Genomic DNA, 17,459 nt, shown 5'->3' on the forward strand with positions numbered 1-17,459 from the left:
AAAATCAATCATGGGAAAAGGAGATAAAAAATCAACCAAAGGAAAACGCTGGAGACATTCTTACGGCAATACCCGTCCGAGAAAAAAGGCGATGGCAAAAGCAAAAGCGAAAGCAAAAGCAGGCGCAGCACCTAAGAAAAAAGCTGCAAAGAAATCTGCAAAAAAAGCTGATTAAAAAAAATCCTCCGCAACAACGGGGGATTTTTATTTTAACTTTCTATAGTGAAAGCGCAAATCATTTTCATTCTTTTTTTCGTTTCTGTCATTGGTTGTGCGGCGCAGAAAGACAGTATTGTTCATTCGAAAGATGGAAAAGATTCCATTATTTTTCATTTCAAAAAAGAGCACATCAGGCGGGTAGAGCGTTTTTACCCCGACGGAAAATTGAGCGAGAAGACGCTCGAGAGAAAAAACGGAGACTTCAGATGGGATAAAAATTTCTATGAAAATGGAAAATTAAAATCACTCATGAAAAACAGAATCATTCTCCGGAACATCAAAAGAAAGTTTTGGGATGAAAATGGTAAAAAAAGCAGCGTAGAAAAAACTTCTTACCGAATGAAAGATATTACCGCAAGGAAAAAATGGTAACTGCAACTTAATTTAGTGCGCCCTAAGCGTCGCGGAAAAACACCTTGCCTCTTTTTCTATCGGACCGAAGTCCATCTTCACCGAAACAATTGCAATCTGTAATTTGTATTCGGTAATCATTTCTTCATTAATTGAACCAAGCATAATCTCGAATTTCAAATTTTGAATTTCAAATCGTTAATCATCACGGCGCTTTCCTCATAATTTTCCATCCCCCATTCGCGTGCACGTAGCAGATGCGATCGTGCAGGCGACTCTCCCTTCCCTGCCAGAATTCAATTTCATCAGGCATCAAAACATATCCGCCCCAGAATTCCGGGCGATGCACATTTTTTCCTTCGAAATTTTTTTTCTGTTTGTTCAATTCTTCTTCAAGCCATTTCCGGTCGGGAATAATTTCACTCTGCGGAGAAGTCCACGCTCCTATCCTGCTCTCCAATGGACGCGTACTGAAATATTCTTCCGAATCTTTTTCATTTATTTTTTCTATTCTTCCTTCTATGCGAACTTGCCGTTGCAACTCGGGCCAGAAAAAATTCAGGCATGCAAACGGATTTTCATCAATGTCTTTTCCTTTTGCACTTTTGTAATTCGTAAAAAAAGAAAATCCTTTTGCACTGAAATCACGGAGTAAAACAACGCGCGCAGAAGGGCGCATGTCTTTTCCTGCAGTTGCAAGCGTCATCGCAATCGGATCTGTTACATTCGCATCCATCGCTTCACGAAACCATTTTTCAAATTGCCGCACCGGATCTTTTTCCACCATCGACTCATCGAGTGAGGCATGCGAATACTCCGTTCGCAATTTACTGATGTGAGCATTGAGTTTTTCCATGTGGCAAAGTTAATTTTTCCCGACCGTTTTCTGCTGATATAAATCATCAGGAGCGCACCGTCTGGTGCATTTAATTTCCTGCGTTCCTCCTGCCTCGCTGTACTCCGCGTGGCGCGCTGAGCAAGTTCCATCCCAAAAATGCGGGGTACTTGCGGGCATGAGGGCTATGAAAAAAACTGCATCACTTTTAAAAACCAAATAACTCATAACCAATAACCAATAACCCATTACTCATTACCTTTGTCAAATGCTATTCGCAGAAAATAAAATGATTCCCAAAGCAGGACGACTTCTCGTTTCCGAACCCTTTCTTGCCGACGGATATTTTCGCAGGGCCGTGGTTTTGCTTACCGAGCACGGAGCGAATGGCAGCGTGGGATTCATTCTCAACAAACCGCTCGATATTAAAATTGAAGAAGCTATTCCCGGTTTTCCTGAATTTAATTTTCCTGCTTTATTCGGCGGACCAGTTCAGCGCGACCAGTTGTATTACGTGCACACGCTTGGAGAAAAAATAAAAGATTCAGTGAAGATCGCGGAAGGATTGTGGTGGCTCGGCGATTTTGACCAGGTAAAAGACATGATCACGAAAAAAGAGATCGGCGTTAACGAGATCCGTTTTTTCATTGGCTATTCGGGCTGGGAAAAAGATCAGCTGAAAAATGAGATCAAAGAAAAATCGTGGTTCGTTTCCAAAGCCGATCTCGATCTTATTTTTTCTGAAAAGCCGGAAGAGTTGTGGCAGATTGCCGTAAAAAAAATGGGCGCCGATTTTGCAATGATGGCCAATTTCCCTGAAGATCCTTCTTTGAACTAATTTACAATTTTTCAATTACAAATTACAGATTGGTTTATTGCCACTTTTCATTTGTAATTTGTAAAAAGCACTAAAATAAATTTCAGTTGAATCCGCATTCAAAACTATAATCGCGGAAACTAAAAAAGATACGTTTGTTTATTTCACTTCAGCGCTTCTCATCACTCATCACTCCTAAAACCTGCTTCCCTTCTTAGTCACGATCGCAGAATTCCCGTTGAAATTAAAATCCCATCCCGATTCGAAAATTTTCGGAAGAAATCTTTTGTAGAGTACCGTTCGTTTCGACGCTTTGCTTTCATCCTCTCCGTCCTTAGGAATGCCGGTAAATTCATAGCACATGATCTTCGTGTGTTCTGCCATGAACATTTTAATGATCGCTGCAATCGTATTCATCACGCGAAAAACTTCCCCGCGATTAGTGACCACGTATTCTTCGCCGTCAAACTCATCATTGATCACACCGAAAACAATGGTAGCATGAAGAATATTATCCTGTCGCCGGCCGAATCGTACCTCGTAAACCAATCCGCTGTCGGAAGTAAAAAAATAAACACCTGCCGAAGCTATGGCAGGAGGAACGATCTTATAAATGGGCACCGGGGCCGGCATATAGCGTGTTTGAATTGTAAAAATACGTTTTTCGCAGGGTTAGTGACCAATTTATTAAATTCAGGTAGTGGCTCAGTTTGAAATTTTCCGATTCAACTTCGCGCCGGATCCTGCCTGAAGAATTGAAGGGTGGTTCCTAAACCATTCTTTTATTAAACCGCAAAGACGCTAAGGCGCTAAGAATTTTCAAACTGATACACTATCTAAATTCATCTTTATTCCGGTGATGCACCTTCTACCGATAATATTTTCCTTTTCTCCGCTCTCCGGCTCATTCTGCGACATTACCGAATAAAATAATCCGGCTCCATTCCTGTATCTATTTTCTCCAATGGCGTTATAAAAATAAACCATGGCACCGCTGGACTTCCGAATCTGGTGGGGAATATCCGGCGGCCTGGGAAAGCAAAGAACTGCCTTTTCGGGGGCGGTTCTTTTTTTTATGATCGTGCTAATGATTGTAATGAAGTTGATGTGGTAAGTCTGAAGAAAAAAAATGACCTGCAACAAATAAAAATTTCACTGACTCAATAACTCATTACCCATTACTCCTAACTTTACATTATGCACCGGTTTCCCATTCTGCTATTTTCCATTATTTTATTTTCCTTCTCGGGAAAACAACCTCCTTCATTGATTAAAGTCACTCCGCTAATGCAGCGCATAGAAAAAAACAGCGACACCACTTACGTTGTTAATTTCTGGGCAACATGGTGCGGTCCGTGCGTAAAAGAGTTGCATTGCTTCAAAGAGATCGATTCTGCTTATGCAGGAACAAAAGTGAAAGTGATCCTGGTCTCGCTCGATTTCAAACGGGAAATTCCCACCAAGCTTGTTCCATTCCTCGAGAGCAGGAAAATGAACCAGGAAATTTATGTACTCGATGAAACGAATGACAATGTGTGGATTCCGCGCGTGGACAGTTCCTGGCAGGGGAATATTCCGGTCACGCTGATATCGAATTCAAAAAACAAGAAAAGAGTTTTTCTCCCGCGCGAAACTTCTTATCCTGAACTGGATAGTTTAGTGAAAGACGCGAAAAAATAATTCCTGATTTTTATTTCGCTTTCTTCCGCACGTACGCGAGCGCAGACTTTGCAAATTCTTCCCAGCGGTTATTATGAGTTGCAGGAAGCACCACCCACTCTTTCATTGGCCTTCCCTTCATTGGTTCGAAAAGTTGCGCGCCTTTTAATTTCAAAGCAGAGGCATGCGTTTCTCCTGTGAGTTTGAACACCATCGCTTTTCCGTGCAGGCCGGCCAGCGCTTTGCCATTCACTTTAATGATGGGCATTCCGAACATCTGCCCCATTGCAACGCCTTTCAGATTTGTTCCGATCTCGCGGAACAGTTTTTCTTCTTTCACCATAAATTTTATTTTTCAGCAGACCATTTTCCGAGTTGCTTCAGCACTTTTTCTGCTTCTTCCATTTTCTGCGTTCCGAAAAGTATACGTTTATTATTTTTCATTACGAATTGAATTCCATTTTTGCCGGAAGTATTATAGCACCATCCCTGTTTACCGGCCCAGCGTATTCCCCATCCGCCAAATTCCATCAGCGGCCGATATTCTCTGGTGTAAACATGCTGCACATTTTCCCAATCGATCTTTCTCTTCGAAAAAAGGAAAGGATAAAACGTGTAAGTGAAACCTGACGAATCCATTCCGGTATTCAGTCTGCACAAAAGGAACATGAGCGTCATCAATGCGACAACGGATTCGCCGATATACAAGACCACGTTTGGCGCGGGTTTATTTCCGAAAGGATGGCCGGCAATGACCTGCCAGTAAATTCCGAAAAGAAAAATTCCATTGGCAATGAGCATCAGCACCCAAAGCCAGATCTGTTTGAATCGCTGTGATTCAGAAAAACTTGAAGTGGTTTCCATTTTAAGCGGGTTTGTTTGCCCGAAAGATACAATTTTACCCGGGATGGAATTTTCTCAATAAAATCCTTTGCGCATGTCGGTTTTGCCTGCGTAAAAAAAATAGGGTTGTGCGCTGGTGAGTGAAAGCATTTTTTATTTCAGCACACGGCGTAAATAATCAGCGCCCACTTCACGGTGAAAAACACCGAAGTTTTTCCAAATGAACAATAGCCCGCGACAGTCTGAAACCGAGGATCACACATCTCAAACCGAGGGTCACATATCTGAAACCGAGGATCAGATGTCTCAAACCGAGGATCACATATCTGAAACCGAGGATCAGACATCTCATTCCGAGGATCACATATCTCAAACCGAAGATCAGATGTCTCAAACCGAGGATCACATATCTGAAACCGAGGATCAGACATCTCAAACCGAGGGTCACCTATCTCAAACCGAGGATCAGATGTCTCAAACCAAAGATCAGACATCTCAAACCGAGGATCACACATCTCAAACCGAGAGTCACATATCTTATCCGATAATTAAGCGGGTTTGTTTGCCCGCAAGATACAATTTTACCCGGGTTGGAATTTTCTCACTTCGCGGATTCTCCCGTCCACATATCATTCTCCGTTTCAATCAATGAAATTTCAATACGCTCGGCTTCCAGTTCTGCTTTTGCACCGGTGGCGTAATCCGAAATTTTTCTATTGTAAATATTCGTCTCCTTGTAAATTTCGCTGGCAAAATGCCCGTAGTCGAGCAGGTCGGCAGAATTGTGAATATAGGTGGGGCCGTTCTGGATGAATAAAAATGTTTTGCTTTTCAATACCGGTTCCAGTTCGGAATAATTTATCCAGCATACATCCGTATCCTTATTCATTGCCGCAAGATGCATTACCGGGCAAATGCTGACGATCTTCGTTTCCGCGTGAGGGATCTTTCCACCGTACCAAACTATATCTTCCTTGATACGATAACCGGTAATGTGATGGAGCGAATCGTACATTACATATTCCGGAAGTTTTCCCGCACATTGTTTCTGTAATTGATCATCGTCGTAGATCGTGATCTCCCCATTCTCAAAAGAATTCTCGATGGTGCGATAAAAAGTATCATCTCCGAAAAGTGACATGCGATCATCGCGCGGGATCAAACGCCAGATCCTTTTGGTAATGAGCACCCCGTCTTTTTTGTCGGCATCTTTTTTCCCGGAAACAAAAATTACGGAGTCAGGAACTCCCATTTTGTAATTCACCTTTGCACGCACTTTTCCTTTTTTATCATACATCGTCCATTCGCCATCGCGCAAACTCCATTTGAATGAACCGGTAGATTTAGTTGTTCCGTCGGAGTAATAAGAAACATAATCGCCGAAGAGTTCTCCGCGCTTGGTCTGGTAAGTCACAGAAATGTTATCGTCCTTATAGGAATGATCGATGATGGGTGTAATGAAAAAAGCTACAGGAACCAGCAGCAGCGGCAGCAACAGAATTTTTTTCGGGAGAAGTTTCATAATGGAATAACGCCGAATGGCAGGAAAGTGACAGCAGGAAGGAAAAATAATCCTGAGTACCTGTGCAAATCCAACATCCTCAATCCAAATACCTCCATACCACCGCGCCGGTAACGGGTAGTGGCTCAGTTTGCTCTTTTCCGATTCAACTTCACGCCAGAGCTTGCCCTGAAGAATTGAAGGGCGGTTCCTAAACCATTCTTTTATTAAACCGCAAAGACGCTAAGGCGCTAAGAATTTTCAAACTGAACCCACTACCCATTAACGCATTACTCGCAACCATTTTTCCTTAACTTTAACCTTTGATGAAGTTTGTTAATCCTCTTTTTCTTTTTGCGCTTTTTTCTCTTGCGATCCCCATTATTATTCATCTTTTCAATTTCAGAAAATTCAAGCGGATCTATTTCACGAATGTCCGCCTGCTGAAAGAAGTGAATCTCGATACTAAAGCAAGAAATAAACTCAAGAATCTTCTCATCCTCGCCTGCCGGCTCCTAACTGTTTTCTTTCTCGTATCTGCATTCGCGCAACCTTACATTCCACAGGAGAATGCTGCCATTCGCACCGGCGACAAAGCGGTAAGTATTTTTATTGATAATTCCTTTAGCATGGATGCGATCGGGAAAAACGGGACGCTCCTCGATGAGGCGAAAAAAAATGCGAAGGAAATTGCAGCCGCGTATAAAGCCACCGATCGGTTCCAGTTGCTTACGAATGATTTTGAAGGAAGGCATCAGCGCCTTGTGAATCGCGAAGAATTTCTTTCGCTCGTGGATGAAGTGAAATCTTCTCCTTCAGTACGCACACTTTCAGAGATCACCAAACGGCAACAGGATGCACTGAATACAGAACCGGGAATTCAGCCGGGAAATAAACAGGCATTCATCATCAGCGATTTTCAGAAGACGATCACCGATCCGGCAAAAATAAAAACCGACTCTTCCATAGTTTTCAAAACACTACAGCTTTTTGCGCAAAGCAGGAATAATATTTTTGTTGACTCGGCATGGTTCTCTTCGCCCGTGCGCAATCTGAATTCACCGGAACAATTACACATTCGCATTCGCAGCAAATCAGACCAGGAAATGGTGAACGTGCCCATGCGGCTTTACCTGAACGGGGAAGCGCGCACACCTTCTTCATTCAGCATTCAACCGAATGGAACCATAGACACTTCCATTTATTTTACCATTCGTGAACCGGGCTTGCAACAGGGCCTCGTGGAGATCAATGACGACCAGGTGACCTTTGATGACCGGTTGTATTTTTCATTCAACGTTTTAAAAGCGATTCCGATTCTTTCTGTAAATCCATCGCCAGATGATGCCAGAATTCATTTGCCCGCAGGCCTTGATTACCCGGATTCACTTTTCGGAAAAGATTCATCTTTTAAATTCACTGAATCGGAAGAAAAAAAACTCGACTACTCTTCCTTCTCCGGTTTCCGTTTTATTGTGCTGAATAATCTTCCGGAAATTTCTTCCGGGCTTGCAACAGAACTGAAAAATTTTGTGAACCAGGGCGGAAGTATTTTTATTTTTCCGGGAGAGAATATCAACCTTGCTTCTTACAATGATCTGCTCAGCCAGGTGAATGCCGGAATGATCCAGGCAAGAGATACGATGAACACGGTGGTGGACCGGCTGAGTTATGATCACCCGCTTTACCAGGGAGTTTTTGAAAAACAATCGGGCAATATTGATCTTCCTGTTGTTTACGATCATTATAAAATTGTTACCGGATCGCGCACTACAGGTGAACCGCTCATGCACCTGCGCAATGGCGATCCGTTCGTGGTGGACTGGCGCTCCGGAAAAGGAAGTGTTTATCTCTGCGCTGTTCCTACGCTTGATGCGTGGAGTAATTTTCCGCAGCACGCCCTATTCGTTCCCACGCTCGATCAGGCGGCTTATTTCAGCGAACCGCAGGGAAATTTATTTTACACGATCGGTTCCGATGAAAATATTGACATTGGTGATCCCGGTGTAGCGGGCGAAAATGCTTTTCATCTTTCCAATCCGAAATTAAGTTTCGATGTCATTCCCGTGCATACCATCATTGACGGGCACACGATCCTTGATGTGCATCGCGAAGTAAAAGATCCTGGAAATTACATTGTAAAATTAGGGCCCGATAACGTGGGCGGAATTTCTTTCAATTACGACCGGAAAGAATCGGACCTCAGTACAAATACGAGTGATGAACTCAGTGAAAGTTTTGCAACTGCGGGATTGAAGAATTTTTCCGCACTCGAAAATGACGGCAAGGGAATTACCGCAGCATTAACCGAGATTGATAACGGAAAAAGATACTGGAAGATCTGCATCTGGCTTTCGCTGCTTTTCCTGCTCGGAGAAATTCTCATTATCCGCTTCTGGAAAAATTCAGCGATCACAACTAAAATTAAAACTACACCTATAACAAGATAAGATCATGAATGTGCTTCTGCAGAATGTAACAATAATAGATCCGTCGTCACCGCACCATGATACGAGAACAGATATTCTCATTGAGAATGGTAACATCCGCCAGATCGGAAAATATATTTCTCCCGAAGGAATAACACTGGTTAAAGGAAATGATCTGTATGCAGCGCCTGGTTTCATGGATCTTCACGCACACCTGCGCGATCCCGGATTTGAATACAAGGAGTCGCTCGAATCGGGAGCAGCAGCAGCAGCAGCCGGCGGATTCACAGCCGTACTCGCCATGCCCGATACTTTTCCCGTGGTGCAAACAAAATCTTCTGTTGAATATATTCTGAAACGTTCGCAGATTTTACCAATAGAAATAGTTCCTTCCGGCGCTATCTCGCAGGACCTTGATGGAAAAGAAATGGCGGAGTTGTACGACATGCATCTTGCAGGAGCGAAAGCTTTTACTGACGGTGAACATCCCGTTTCCAATTCAGGATTACTCGTGCGCGTACTCATGTATGCGAATAATTTCGGCGGAAAAATTCATGTGCGCTGCGACGACCGCACTATTTCTCATGGCGGACAAATGCACGAGGGGCCAATGAGCACCACACTCGGGCTGAAAGGAATTCCTTCACTAAGCGAAGAACTGATGATTGCGCGGAATATTTATCTCGCAGAATATGCAGGATCGCCCATTCATTTTATGGCGGTGAGTACTGCGAGAAGTGTTGAACAGATACGCTCGGCGAAAAAAGTAGGATTGAATGTTACTGCATCGGTCAATGCTGCCAATCTTTTCTGGACTGATGAAATGCTTTCCGATTTCAATACAAATTTCAAAGTGGATCCTCCATTGCGTTCGGAAGAAGATCGTCTTGCATTGCTCGAAGGGATCATTGACGGAACGATCGACTGCATCACCTCGGGCCACGCGCCGGAAGATGTGGAATCGAAAGTGGTGGAATTCGATCTCGCTGCTTTCGGAATGACGGCTCTTGAATCGGCATTCTCTGTTGCGAACAGCAGCGGAAAATTAAAACCTGCTCATCTCGTACGCGCACTCTCACTCGCGCCACGCATGATAACAGGAATGGAAATTCCGAAAATAAAAGTCGGAGAAAAAGCAAACCTTACCGTCTTCGATCCGACAATGAAATGGACCTTCACGGAAAAAGATAATAAGAGCCGATCGAAAAATACTCCGCTCCCTGGAAAAGAACTCACCGGAAAAGTGGTTGGAATATTCTGTAAAGGAAAATGGATAATGCATAATGAAATAATGAAATAATGTATAATGATTATTGCCACGAATAAGAGACAACCTTGCTATTATACATTCACCATTATACATCATCCATTATTTCATTATGCATTATTCAATTTCCCATTAACAGCTCTTTCTGTTTGATCAGCCGTTTCTGAATTTTTCGGTGCATGGCGTTGTGAAATTTTTCTTCCTTCCTGATCTTTCTCAATAGCGCACGTTTCATTCCTTTCACTTTCGTATGCAGTTCTTTTGCGATGCGCATATCGTTACTGAAGATGAGGTTGAGTGATTTTCCGTATTTCCTGAAGAAATTTCCCCACATCGCGTAACGCCATTTTTCACTCTGTAATTCGTCAGCGAACTGACGGCTGAGTATCCATCGTTTCCATCGTTCCTTTTTGTACATGTGATTGTAAATTTCCAATTCACGTTTTCTTTCTTTGTTGAATCGCACGAGCGAATCGTCAATATCACGGATCTGTTTTTTGCACGATTTGAATTCTGCTTTTTCGTCGAGCGTTCCCTGCGGAAGTTTCCCCATTTGTTTCAGCATTCCCATTGCCAGTTTCAGATCTGCTTTTGCTTTTACCGCATTGGCTTTGCTCACCGCGTAAGATGAATCCAAACTCCATTTGCCGGGATCACGAAGAAGTGATTGCAAAGAATCTTCCTGTTCCTGCACCAGCATCACTTCATTCTTGCGCGTGTACACGAGCGTGTCGAAAGCATTCTTGCCCATGCCGCGATAATAATTCACAAATTTCATGTCGTTGGTTTGAATGAGAAGGAATCTTTTTTTGTCCTTCACCAGCGAATCATAATACGGCCCTTCCCAATAGAACTGATCGTAACCTGCATCATTCATCGCCTGCTTTTCATCGGTGATCTTTTCCTGCAGCATTGCATATTTTTCTTCGAGATCGTCGTGCATTTTCTGTTGCTGCGGATTCAACTGGCCGGGCCGGTCAATATTTAATTTTCTTCCTTTCACAACGTGCGACTCCCATTCGAGATGAACATCGTCTATCCGCAATTTTCTTTTCTGCTTTACGATCAGGAATTTTGTTTTGCGCAATGCACCGAGTGCAGTGTGCTGTTTTCTCATCAGTGGTTTTGTTTCCGATTCCGTTTGAATTTTCATTCGCTTATTACGCCGCATATAGAATTTTCCTTCGTTGGAACCATCCTTCGCCGCTCTCTTGTAATAAAATGAAAGCGTATCGAGATAATCGAGCGCCGAATCATAATAAGCCATTCGCGTTTGCCACCACATATTCGTGTCGGCAGAAATGATGAGGTGATATTTTGCGCACGTGAGCATTCCGTAAGCAATGTCCTGGTGATTTTTTTCATTGAGATGCATGGCCTGGTAACCTTCCACAATTTGTTGCTCGTACTGTCGCGCATCAATGATGGGCGGAATGGAATCATACCACGAAATACAATTCACCGGGTTCTCTAAATAATTTTTTGTGGAGTTCGGAGAATACTGGAATGAATCAATGGGAACAGGACAATCCAGCAATTGCCAGGAAGCAGTCGCGGGATAATGATCAAGTATCATTTTTTCCGGTGGAGGGAGGTAATAATTCTCGTTGTGTTTTTTACGGAAACGATAACGCGGTGTGAATGGCAAATGAAAAAGACGGCAGAAAAATTTTCTTGCAGAAGATTTTTTTAATCTGAGCGAACCTCTCGACCACGTAACGTCGATCAGTTTCCATTCTCCATCAAGGTAAACTGCATTCCACGCATGATTATCGAGGTACAACGTGTCGCGCGCTTCGTACCAGGGCTCATACGCGTAACCGAAAATGATGGACGACTGAACGCCGGCAACCGAACAAAGCGAATCGAAAAGAATGCTGTAACCGAGGCAAACTGCCTGCCTGTTGAGAAGAATATCATTCGGATCTTCAATTGGCAAACCGTAACGGATGTGTTTGGTCATCCACAGAAAAATGCTTCTCACTTTTTCATCATCGGTCATCGTCGAATCCGTGAGCGCGTGTGCGAGCGTAATGTAATTGAACGAAGAAAGAAAAGGAGCTTTGCCGGGTTTCTTATTCTGGGAAAAAAGAAAAAGCGGGAGGATCAGGAAAATGAAAATAAATTTTGGCCGCATTGGGGAATTCTGCTGCAACTGTAACGCCGGATTTCACTAAAGATACAGATTCAAAATTCAAAAATTCAAAATTCAACGATTCAAAAATTCAAGATTCAAGATTCAATTATGGGCATCTCTAAAAACACAGAAATGCAAGGCGGGCAAGTTCGAAGTTATTAGAGATGCCCTTATTCAATTATTCCTCTGCTACATTGCTATACACTTCCTGCACATCTTCATCTTCATTTAATTTCTCAATGAGTTTTGTTACTTCCGCCTGTTGTTCCGGGGAAAGATGAATCGGAATATTAGCAATGCGCATGAGTTTAGCTTCGAGTACCTGCACTCCTGCCGACTCCAGCCCTTTCTGCATATTTCCGAATTCACCGAACGGGCAATAGATGTAAACTTCATTGTCATTCTCGGCGCCTTCAATATTATCCAAACCAGAATCAATGAGCGTCAATTCCAGTTCATCCATATCTTTTCCATCAGTAGAAATACGAAATACACCTTTGTGATCGAAGTTGAACGCCTGTGATCCGGAATTTCCGAGTTCACCTCCGTTGCGATTAAAGATCACACGCAAATTGGAAACTGTTCTTGTGGGATTATCTGTTGCAGTTTCCACCATGATGCCGGTACCGAACGGGCCTTTCCCTTCGTAGATCACTTCGTGATAATTCGTCGTATCTGCTTTTCCCGCTGCTTTGGTGATCGCATTATCTACACGATCCTTCGGCATATTCACCGCTTTCGCATTCTGCATAACGATACGCAAACGCGCATTGGTGTCAGGATTTGCGCCGCCGGCTTTTACGGCAATTGCAATTTCTTTTCCGATGCGGGTGAATTGTCGCGCCATTTGTCCGTAGCGCTTGAACATCCGGTGTTTTCTTTTTTCAAATACGCGTCCCATGATTATTCTTATTTAGGTGATTTTACCAATGAAAAATGCGGGGATTCAAAGATACGAATTTGGTTAATGAGGTATTTGCTATTGATTGAAATAAACTTTTGTCATAACCTCTCACCCCAATACCTCAATACCCTATTTAGGATATTCCACCCGCACATGATAAATACTCCGCAATTTTCTCTTGAATATTTTTTTGATCTCGGTAATATCTTTCAGGGTGATGTCTGAATTATCGAATTGTTTAAGATCGGCTTGCTCATCAATAATATTTTCAATGAGTGCATCAATGGAGTCGCCGTCATATTTCCGGAGTGAGCGCGAGGAAGCTTCCACGGCATCGGCCATCATGAGCACCGCTGTTTCTTTCGAATAAGGAATAGGCCCGGGATAACGGAAAAGTTCTTCATCGACAGGATCAGCAGGATTATTTTTTTTGAAGAGTGTGAGAAAATAAGCAGTGTTTGTTGTGCCATGATGTGTGCGTATAAAATCGATGACCTGGTCAGGAAGTTTTGCAGCTTTTGCTTTTTCAATTCCGCGGATCACGTGGCCAATGATGATGGAAGCGCTTTCCTCGAATGTAAGTTCGTCGTGCGGATTCACACCGGTCGCCTGGTTCTCGATGAAATAAACCGACAGGTCACCTTTTCCAATGTCGTGATATAGTGCGCCCGCGCGCACGAGGAGCGTATTCCCTCCCACTCTGCGAATCGCTTCTTCCGCAAGATTCGCCACCTGTATCGAATGCTGGAAAGTTCCAGGGGCTTTTTCTGCAAGCTCGCGCAACAATGGATTATTTGTGTCTGCAAGTTCCATCAATGTAACATCAGAAACAAAACCAAAAAGTTTTTCAAAAATAAAAATGAGCGGAAACCCGAGAAGAAGTAAAACTGCACTGATCGAATAATTGATGAAATCAGCAGGGTCGATGGCGCTGATGTGTCCTTCGGAAATAGTGAGCAACCCGAAATGGAGTAAAGAATAAGAAAGCAGTACCACGATGACAGAAATAAAAAGCTGCGACCTGTTCTTCATATTCACAATACTGAAGATGACAGAAATTCCCGTTAGCAATTGCACAAACACAAAATGAAAACGATCGCCAGGAAGAAAAATTGAAATAATGAAAATGGTAATGAGGTGAACGAAAAGGGCAATGCGTGTGTCGAAAAAAGCGCGCATGATAACCGGCAGAATGCAGAATGGCAGCGCCAGCAAAGGAAGATTATCAATCACGGAAGGGAGGTAAGACATTCCAACCGTAAGCACTACCATGAGCAGGATGAAAAGCAAGCGCGAATCGTTGCCGAGAATTTCCCTCCGGAATAAACGGATGAAACGAAACAGGATGAACAAAGAAAATCCGACAAGAAAAAATCGTCCGGCAAGAATGGCCAGCCAGTTATTTTCTCCCTGGCGTTTTTCTTCTTCGCGATAAGAAACCAATTTATTGAAAATGTTGTCCGTCACCAATTCACCGCGATGAACAATGACCTGGTCTTTATTCACCACACCGCGTTTGTCAGAAATATTTGCGAGCTGCTGCGCGAGTGAACGATTGGTGAGGGTGGAATCAAAAACAATATTCGCATTGATCTCATTCTCACTTTTACTTTTCCAGATGTTCAGCGTTTTTCCACCGAGGCGGTGCGCAATGATCGAATCGGCTTCGGCCACATCGGGATATTCGAGCAGCCGGTGTTCTTCTGCAATATTCCCTTTCACTACCAGAATTTTATCGCGGATGGTTTTTCCGCTCGCATCTGCAACCGCGCGTATGCCGTTCGAATAAACTTCATCGAGCGCAGTGATCACTTTTTTTCTTTCTCCTGCGTTTAGGTCCTGCAAAAGGCGGAAAAAAAACTGTTCTGTTGCAGGAGCAACGGTCGTATCGAAGCGGAAGTACGGAATGCATTTTTTCCGGATCTCTTTTTGCTCGGCATCCGTTTCTTCATTTGATTTTGAAACCGCGAAATCATAGGGAGAAACAAGATCGTCATGCGTCCATTTCTTTCCGCGTACCTGTTCCACATCATAATGAAAATGCAATTGCCCCGGATTGAACCATACCATAATGAAAAGCGCCGCAATAAAAAGAAATCCTTTGTAGAGTAAAGAATGCCGGTCGCGTATGAAAGAAAATATCCTGTTCATTTTATGGAGACGAATTTACTTAATAGTGATGAGTTATGGGTTTTGAGCCGTGAGTTTGATTTGACCTGATGTTGAGAAATTATATGTTGAATGCCAGCTGCTCATTGTAATATATTTTCATCTCATAATTCACAACTCATAACTCAATACTTATCTTTGCACAACCAATTTTCCAAATCAATTAGTATGAAAGAAGTTTATATTATTTCAGCAGCGAGAACGCCGGTAGGAAGTTTCGGCGGCGCACTTACGGAAGTTTCTGCCACACAACTCGGCGCGACTGCTGTAAAAGCTGCAGTAGAGCGCGCAAAAATAAATCCCGAAGATGTGAATGAAGTTATAATGGGATGTGTGTTGCAGGGAAATCTCGGGCAGGCGCCTGCGCGGCAAGCTGCAAAATTTGCCGGACTTCCTGATCACGTTCAGTGTACGACTGTAAATAAAGTTTGCGCTTCGGGAATGAAAGCAGTGGTAATTGGTGCGCAGGATATCATGCTCGGTGATGCTGACATTGTTGTTGCAGGCGGAATGGAAAATATGTCGGCAACACCTTTCTATGCAGAGAAAGCAAGATATGGTTACAAATATGGCCATGGCCAATTGGTAGATGCTATAGTGAAAGATGGTTTGACCGATGTGTATCACCAGAATCTCATGGGAAATTCTGCAGAACTCTGCGCTGCAAAATATAAAATCACCCGCGAGCAGCAGGATGCTTTCGCAATTGATTCTTACAAAAAATCGGCTGCTGCGTGGGCGAATGGGAAATTCAAAGATGAAGTGGTTCCCGTTACTGTAAAAACACGCAAAGGAGATGTGGTGGTTTCGGAAGATGAAGAATTTAAAAATGTTTCTTTCGAAAAAATCCCTGCGCTTAAACCTGTTTTTCAGAAAGACGGAACAGTAACTGCAGCAAATGCATCCACGATCAACGACGGCGCCTCTGCACTTGTACTCATGAGTAAAGAAAAAGCTACAGCACTCGGATTGAAACCGCTTGCAAAAATTATTTCTTATGCCGATGCGGAACAGGCGCCCGAATGGTTCACCACCACTCCTGCAAAAGCAATTCCCCGCGCCGTAGAAAAAGCCGGATTGAAAATGAGCGACATTTCTTTTTTCGAGATCAATGAAGCATTTGCCGTTGTTTCTATTGCCAATATGCAACTCATGAATCTCGATCCTTCGAAGGTGAATGTGAATGGCGGTGCAGTTGCGCTTGGCCACCCACTCGGAAATTCAGGTTCAAGAATTATCGTTACGCTGTTGAACGTTTTGAAACAGAATAATGCGAAATACGGTGCAGCGGGAATTTGTAACGGCGGTGGCGGGGCGAGTGCGATTGTTATTGAGAATTTAGTATAGGAAAAAGTTGTCGGCGGCAGTTTTCAGAACTATCCCTTTATTGAAGAACTGAAAACTGACAACTGACAACCGGTAACTGACAACTTCATGTACGGAATAATCCATCTCAGCGTAATCCCCGTTCGTAAAGAACCTTCAGACAGAAGCGAGATGATTACCCAATTGCTTTTCGGTGACACTTTTAAATCGATCGGTGAAAAAGATAACTGGTTGTTTATTCACAGTGATGCCGATGGATATGAAGGATGGATAGACCGGAAACAATCAACAGAAATTTCAGAAGCCGAACACAAAAAAATAATTTCAGCACCCTCATTTGTTTCAAAGGATCTTTTCGGGATCATCACCAATAAAAATTCAGGCGAATCATTTCCAATTCCATTAGGATGTTCTCTGCCGGAATATTTTGACGGGATGTGTTCCCTCGCAAAAAATAATTTTTCATTCGATGGAAAAGTTTGCTATCCCAATGAAAAAACGACGCGCGATGAAATTGTGGAGACCGCGCTTCTTTTTCTGAATTCTCCATATCTCTGGGGCGGAAAAACTTTTCTCGGTATTGATTGTTCAGGTTTCACGCAAACTGTTTTTAAAGCGAATGGAATAAAACTGAAACGTGATGCGTGGCAGCAGGCAGAAACTGGAACTTCCTATTCATTCGTGGAAGAATCTCATGCAGGCGATCTTGCTTTTTTTGACAATGAGGAAGGAAAGATCACGCACGTGGGAATTGTAATTCACGACAACCGCATCATACACGCGAGCGGGCGCGTGCGCATAGATCATTTCGATCATTACGGCATTTTTACTCCCGAGCGCGGCGGGTACACGCATAATTTAAGAGTGATAAAGAATATTGTGGGGTGAGGATTTGGATTTTTGATTTTTGACTTGAGATTCGTGTATAATATTTTCCTACTTTATTAGTCCTTTCTACTCCCTCCTTTAAATTGAGAATAATTGATTTCCTTCTTCTGAAAA

At 43.1% G+C, this 17,459-nt stretch carries 16 protein-coding genes; 8 read left to right on the forward strand and 8 right to left on the reverse strand.

The genetic code is table 11. The features are described from left to right. The first annotated feature begins 10 nt into the window (after positions 1-10). Positions 11-175 carry a 30S ribosomal protein THX gene (locus HY064_04465; protein ID MBI3509893.1) on the forward strand — a complete coding sequence of 55 codons (165 nt, stop codon included), beginning with the start codon at positions 11-13 and terminating at the stop codon, positions 173-175. Positions 176-222: 47 nt separating this feature from the next. After that, positions 223-591, forward strand: coding sequence for a hypothetical protein (locus HY064_04470; protein MBI3509894.1), 369 nt, complete (start codon positions 223-225; stop codon positions 589-591). Positions 592-775: 184 nt separating this feature from the next. Here the strand turns inward: HY064_04470 and pdxH are convergent, their stop codons facing one another. Then, positions 776-1,426, reverse strand: coding sequence for a pyridoxamine 5'-phosphate oxidase (pdxH, locus tag HY064_04475; protein ID MBI3509895.1), 651 nt, complete (start codon positions 1,424-1,426; stop codon positions 776-778). A gap of 247 nt (positions 1,427-1,673) precedes the next feature. On the opposite strand from pdxH, the gene HY064_04480 reads away from it, so the two are divergent. Beyond that, positions 1,674-2,243, forward strand: a complete 570-nt coding sequence (locus HY064_04480; GenBank protein ID MBI3509896.1) for a YqgE/AlgH family protein — start codon at positions 1,674-1,676, stop codon at positions 2,241-2,243. A 174-nt stretch (positions 2,244-2,417) separates the two neighbouring features. Here the strand turns inward: HY064_04480 and HY064_04485 are convergent, their stop codons facing one another. Then, complete coding sequence (locus tag HY064_04485) at positions 2,418-2,855, reverse strand: hypothetical protein (protein ID MBI3509897.1); 438 nt, start codon at positions 2,853-2,855, stop codon at positions 2,418-2,420. 564 nt (positions 2,856-3,419) lie between these two features. Between HY064_04485 and HY064_04490 the strand changes: the two genes are divergently transcribed. Beyond that, positions 3,420-3,902, forward strand: coding sequence for a TlpA family protein disulfide reductase (locus HY064_04490; protein ID MBI3509898.1), 483 nt, complete (start codon positions 3,420-3,422; stop codon positions 3,900-3,902). 10 nt (positions 3,903-3,912) lie between these two features. Here HY064_04490 and HY064_04495 read toward each other — a convergent pair whose 3' ends face one another. From HY064_04495 to HY064_04505, 3 genes are all read right to left on the reverse strand, one after another. After that, positions 3,913-4,224, reverse strand: a complete 312-nt coding sequence (locus HY064_04495) for a hypothetical protein (protein MBI3509899.1) — start codon at positions 4,222-4,224, stop codon at positions 3,913-3,915. A 5-nt stretch (positions 4,225-4,229) separates the two neighbouring features. Then, the gene (locus HY064_04500; GenBank protein MBI3509900.1) at positions 4,230-4,745 is read right to left on the reverse strand and encodes a hypothetical protein; all 516 of its coding nucleotides are present in this window, start codon (positions 4,743-4,745) and stop codon (positions 4,230-4,232) included. Positions 4,746-5,325: 580 nt separating this feature from the next. Next, positions 5,326-6,246 (reverse strand): hypothetical protein, encoded by a 921-nt coding sequence (locus tag HY064_04505; GenBank protein MBI3509901.1) that lies wholly within the window; start codon positions 6,244-6,246, stop codon positions 5,326-5,328. Positions 6,247-6,548: 302 nt separating this feature from the next. Here HY064_04505 and HY064_04510 point away from each other — a divergent pair, with 302 nt between their 5' ends. Both HY064_04510 and HY064_04515 read left to right on the forward strand, forming a co-directional pair. Beyond that, positions 6,549-8,675, forward strand: a complete 2,127-nt coding sequence (locus HY064_04510) for a BatA domain-containing protein (GenBank protein MBI3509902.1) — start codon at positions 6,549-6,551, stop codon at positions 8,673-8,675. A 4-nt stretch (positions 8,676-8,679) separates the two neighbouring features. Next, a complete protein-coding gene (locus tag HY064_04515) occupies positions 8,680-9,954 on the forward strand; it encodes a dihydroorotase (protein MBI3509903.1) in 1,275 nt (424 codons plus the stop codon). Between the two features lie 88 nt (positions 9,955-10,042). On the opposite strand, the gene HY064_04520 is transcribed toward HY064_04515, so the two are convergent. From HY064_04520 to HY064_04530, 3 genes are all read right to left on the reverse strand, one after another. Continuing rightward, positions 10,043-12,058, reverse strand: a complete 2,016-nt coding sequence (locus HY064_04520) for a hypothetical protein (GenBank protein ID MBI3509904.1) — start codon at positions 12,056-12,058, stop codon at positions 10,043-10,045. A 178-nt stretch (positions 12,059-12,236) separates the two neighbouring features. Continuing rightward, positions 12,237-12,959 carry a YebC/PmpR family DNA-binding transcriptional regulator gene (locus HY064_04525; GenBank protein ID MBI3509905.1) on the reverse strand — a complete coding sequence of 241 codons (723 nt, stop codon included), beginning with the start codon at positions 12,957-12,959 and terminating at the stop codon, positions 12,237-12,239. Between the two features lie 132 nt (positions 12,960-13,091). Continuing rightward, positions 13,092-15,113 carry an HDIG domain-containing protein gene (locus HY064_04530; protein MBI3509906.1) on the reverse strand — a complete coding sequence of 674 codons (2,022 nt, stop codon included), beginning with the start codon at positions 15,111-15,113 and terminating at the stop codon, positions 13,092-13,094. Between the two features lie 186 nt (positions 15,114-15,299). On the opposite strand from HY064_04530, the gene HY064_04535 reads away from it, so the two are divergent. Then, the gene (locus HY064_04535) at positions 15,300-16,478 is read left to right on the forward strand and encodes a thiolase family protein (protein MBI3509907.1); all 1,179 of its coding nucleotides are present in this window, start codon (positions 15,300-15,302) and stop codon (positions 16,476-16,478) included. 87 nt (positions 16,479-16,565) lie between these two features. After that, positions 16,566-17,345: a C40 family peptidase gene (locus HY064_04540; protein ID MBI3509908.1), complete on the forward strand. Its 780-nt coding sequence runs from the start codon at positions 16,566-16,568 to the stop codon at positions 17,343-17,345. The last annotated feature ends 114 nt before the right edge of the window (positions 17,346-17,459 follow it).

The sequence above is a fragment of the Bacteroidota bacterium genome, assembly GCA_016194975.1.
In the GTDB taxonomy this organism is placed as follows: Bacteria; Bacteroidota; Bacteroidia; order Palsa-965; family Palsa-965.

Bases quoted from the DNA above. Each gene is read 5' to 3' on its own strand.
- HY064_04525 (MBI3509905.1), bottom strand. From the start codon at position 12,959: ATGGGACGCGTATTTGAAAAAAGAAAACACCGGATGTTCAAGCGCTAC.
- HY064_04530 (MBI3509906.1), bottom strand. From the start codon at position 15,113: ATGAACAGGATATTTTCTTTCATACGCGACCGGCATTCTTTACTCTAC.
- HY064_04465 (MBI3509893.1), top strand. From the start codon at position 11: ATGGGAAAAGGAGATAAAAAATCAACCAAAGGAAAACGCTGGAGACAT.
- HY064_04485 (MBI3509897.1), bottom strand. From the start codon at position 2,855: ATGCCGGCCCCGGTGCCCATTTATAAGATCGTTCCTCCTGCCATAGCT.
- HY064_04490 (MBI3509898.1), top strand. From the start codon at position 3,420: ATGCACCGGTTTCCCATTCTGCTATTTTCCATTATTTTATTTTCCTTC.
- HY064_04515 (MBI3509903.1), top strand. From the start codon at position 8,680: ATGAATGTGCTTCTGCAGAATGTAACAATAATAGATCCGTCGTCACCG.
- HY064_04495 (MBI3509899.1), bottom strand. From the start codon at position 4,224: ATGGTGAAAGAAGAAAAACTGTTCCGCGAGATCGGAACAAATCTGAAA.
- HY064_04520 (MBI3509904.1), bottom strand. From the start codon at position 12,058: ATGCGGCCAAAATTTATTTTCATTTTCCTGATCCTCCCGCTTTTTCTT.
- HY064_04535 (MBI3509907.1), top strand. From the start codon at position 15,300: ATGAAAGAAGTTTATATTATTTCAGCAGCGAGAACGCCGGTAGGAAGT.
- HY064_04480 (MBI3509896.1), top strand. From the start codon at position 1,674: ATGCTATTCGCAGAAAATAAAATGATTCCCAAAGCAGGACGACTTCTC.
- pdxH (MBI3509895.1), bottom strand. From the start codon at position 1,426: ATGGAAAAACTCAATGCTCACATCAGTAAATTGCGAACGGAGTATTCG.
- HY064_04505 (MBI3509901.1), bottom strand. From the start codon at position 6,246: ATGAAACTTCTCCCGAAAAAAATTCTGTTGCTGCCGCTGCTGCTGGTT.
- HY064_04540 (MBI3509908.1), top strand. From the start codon at position 16,566: ATGTACGGAATAATCCATCTCAGCGTAATCCCCGTTCGTAAAGAACCT.
- HY064_04500 (MBI3509900.1), bottom strand. From the start codon at position 4,745: ATGGAAACCACTTCAAGTTTTTCTGAATCACAGCGATTCAAACAGATC.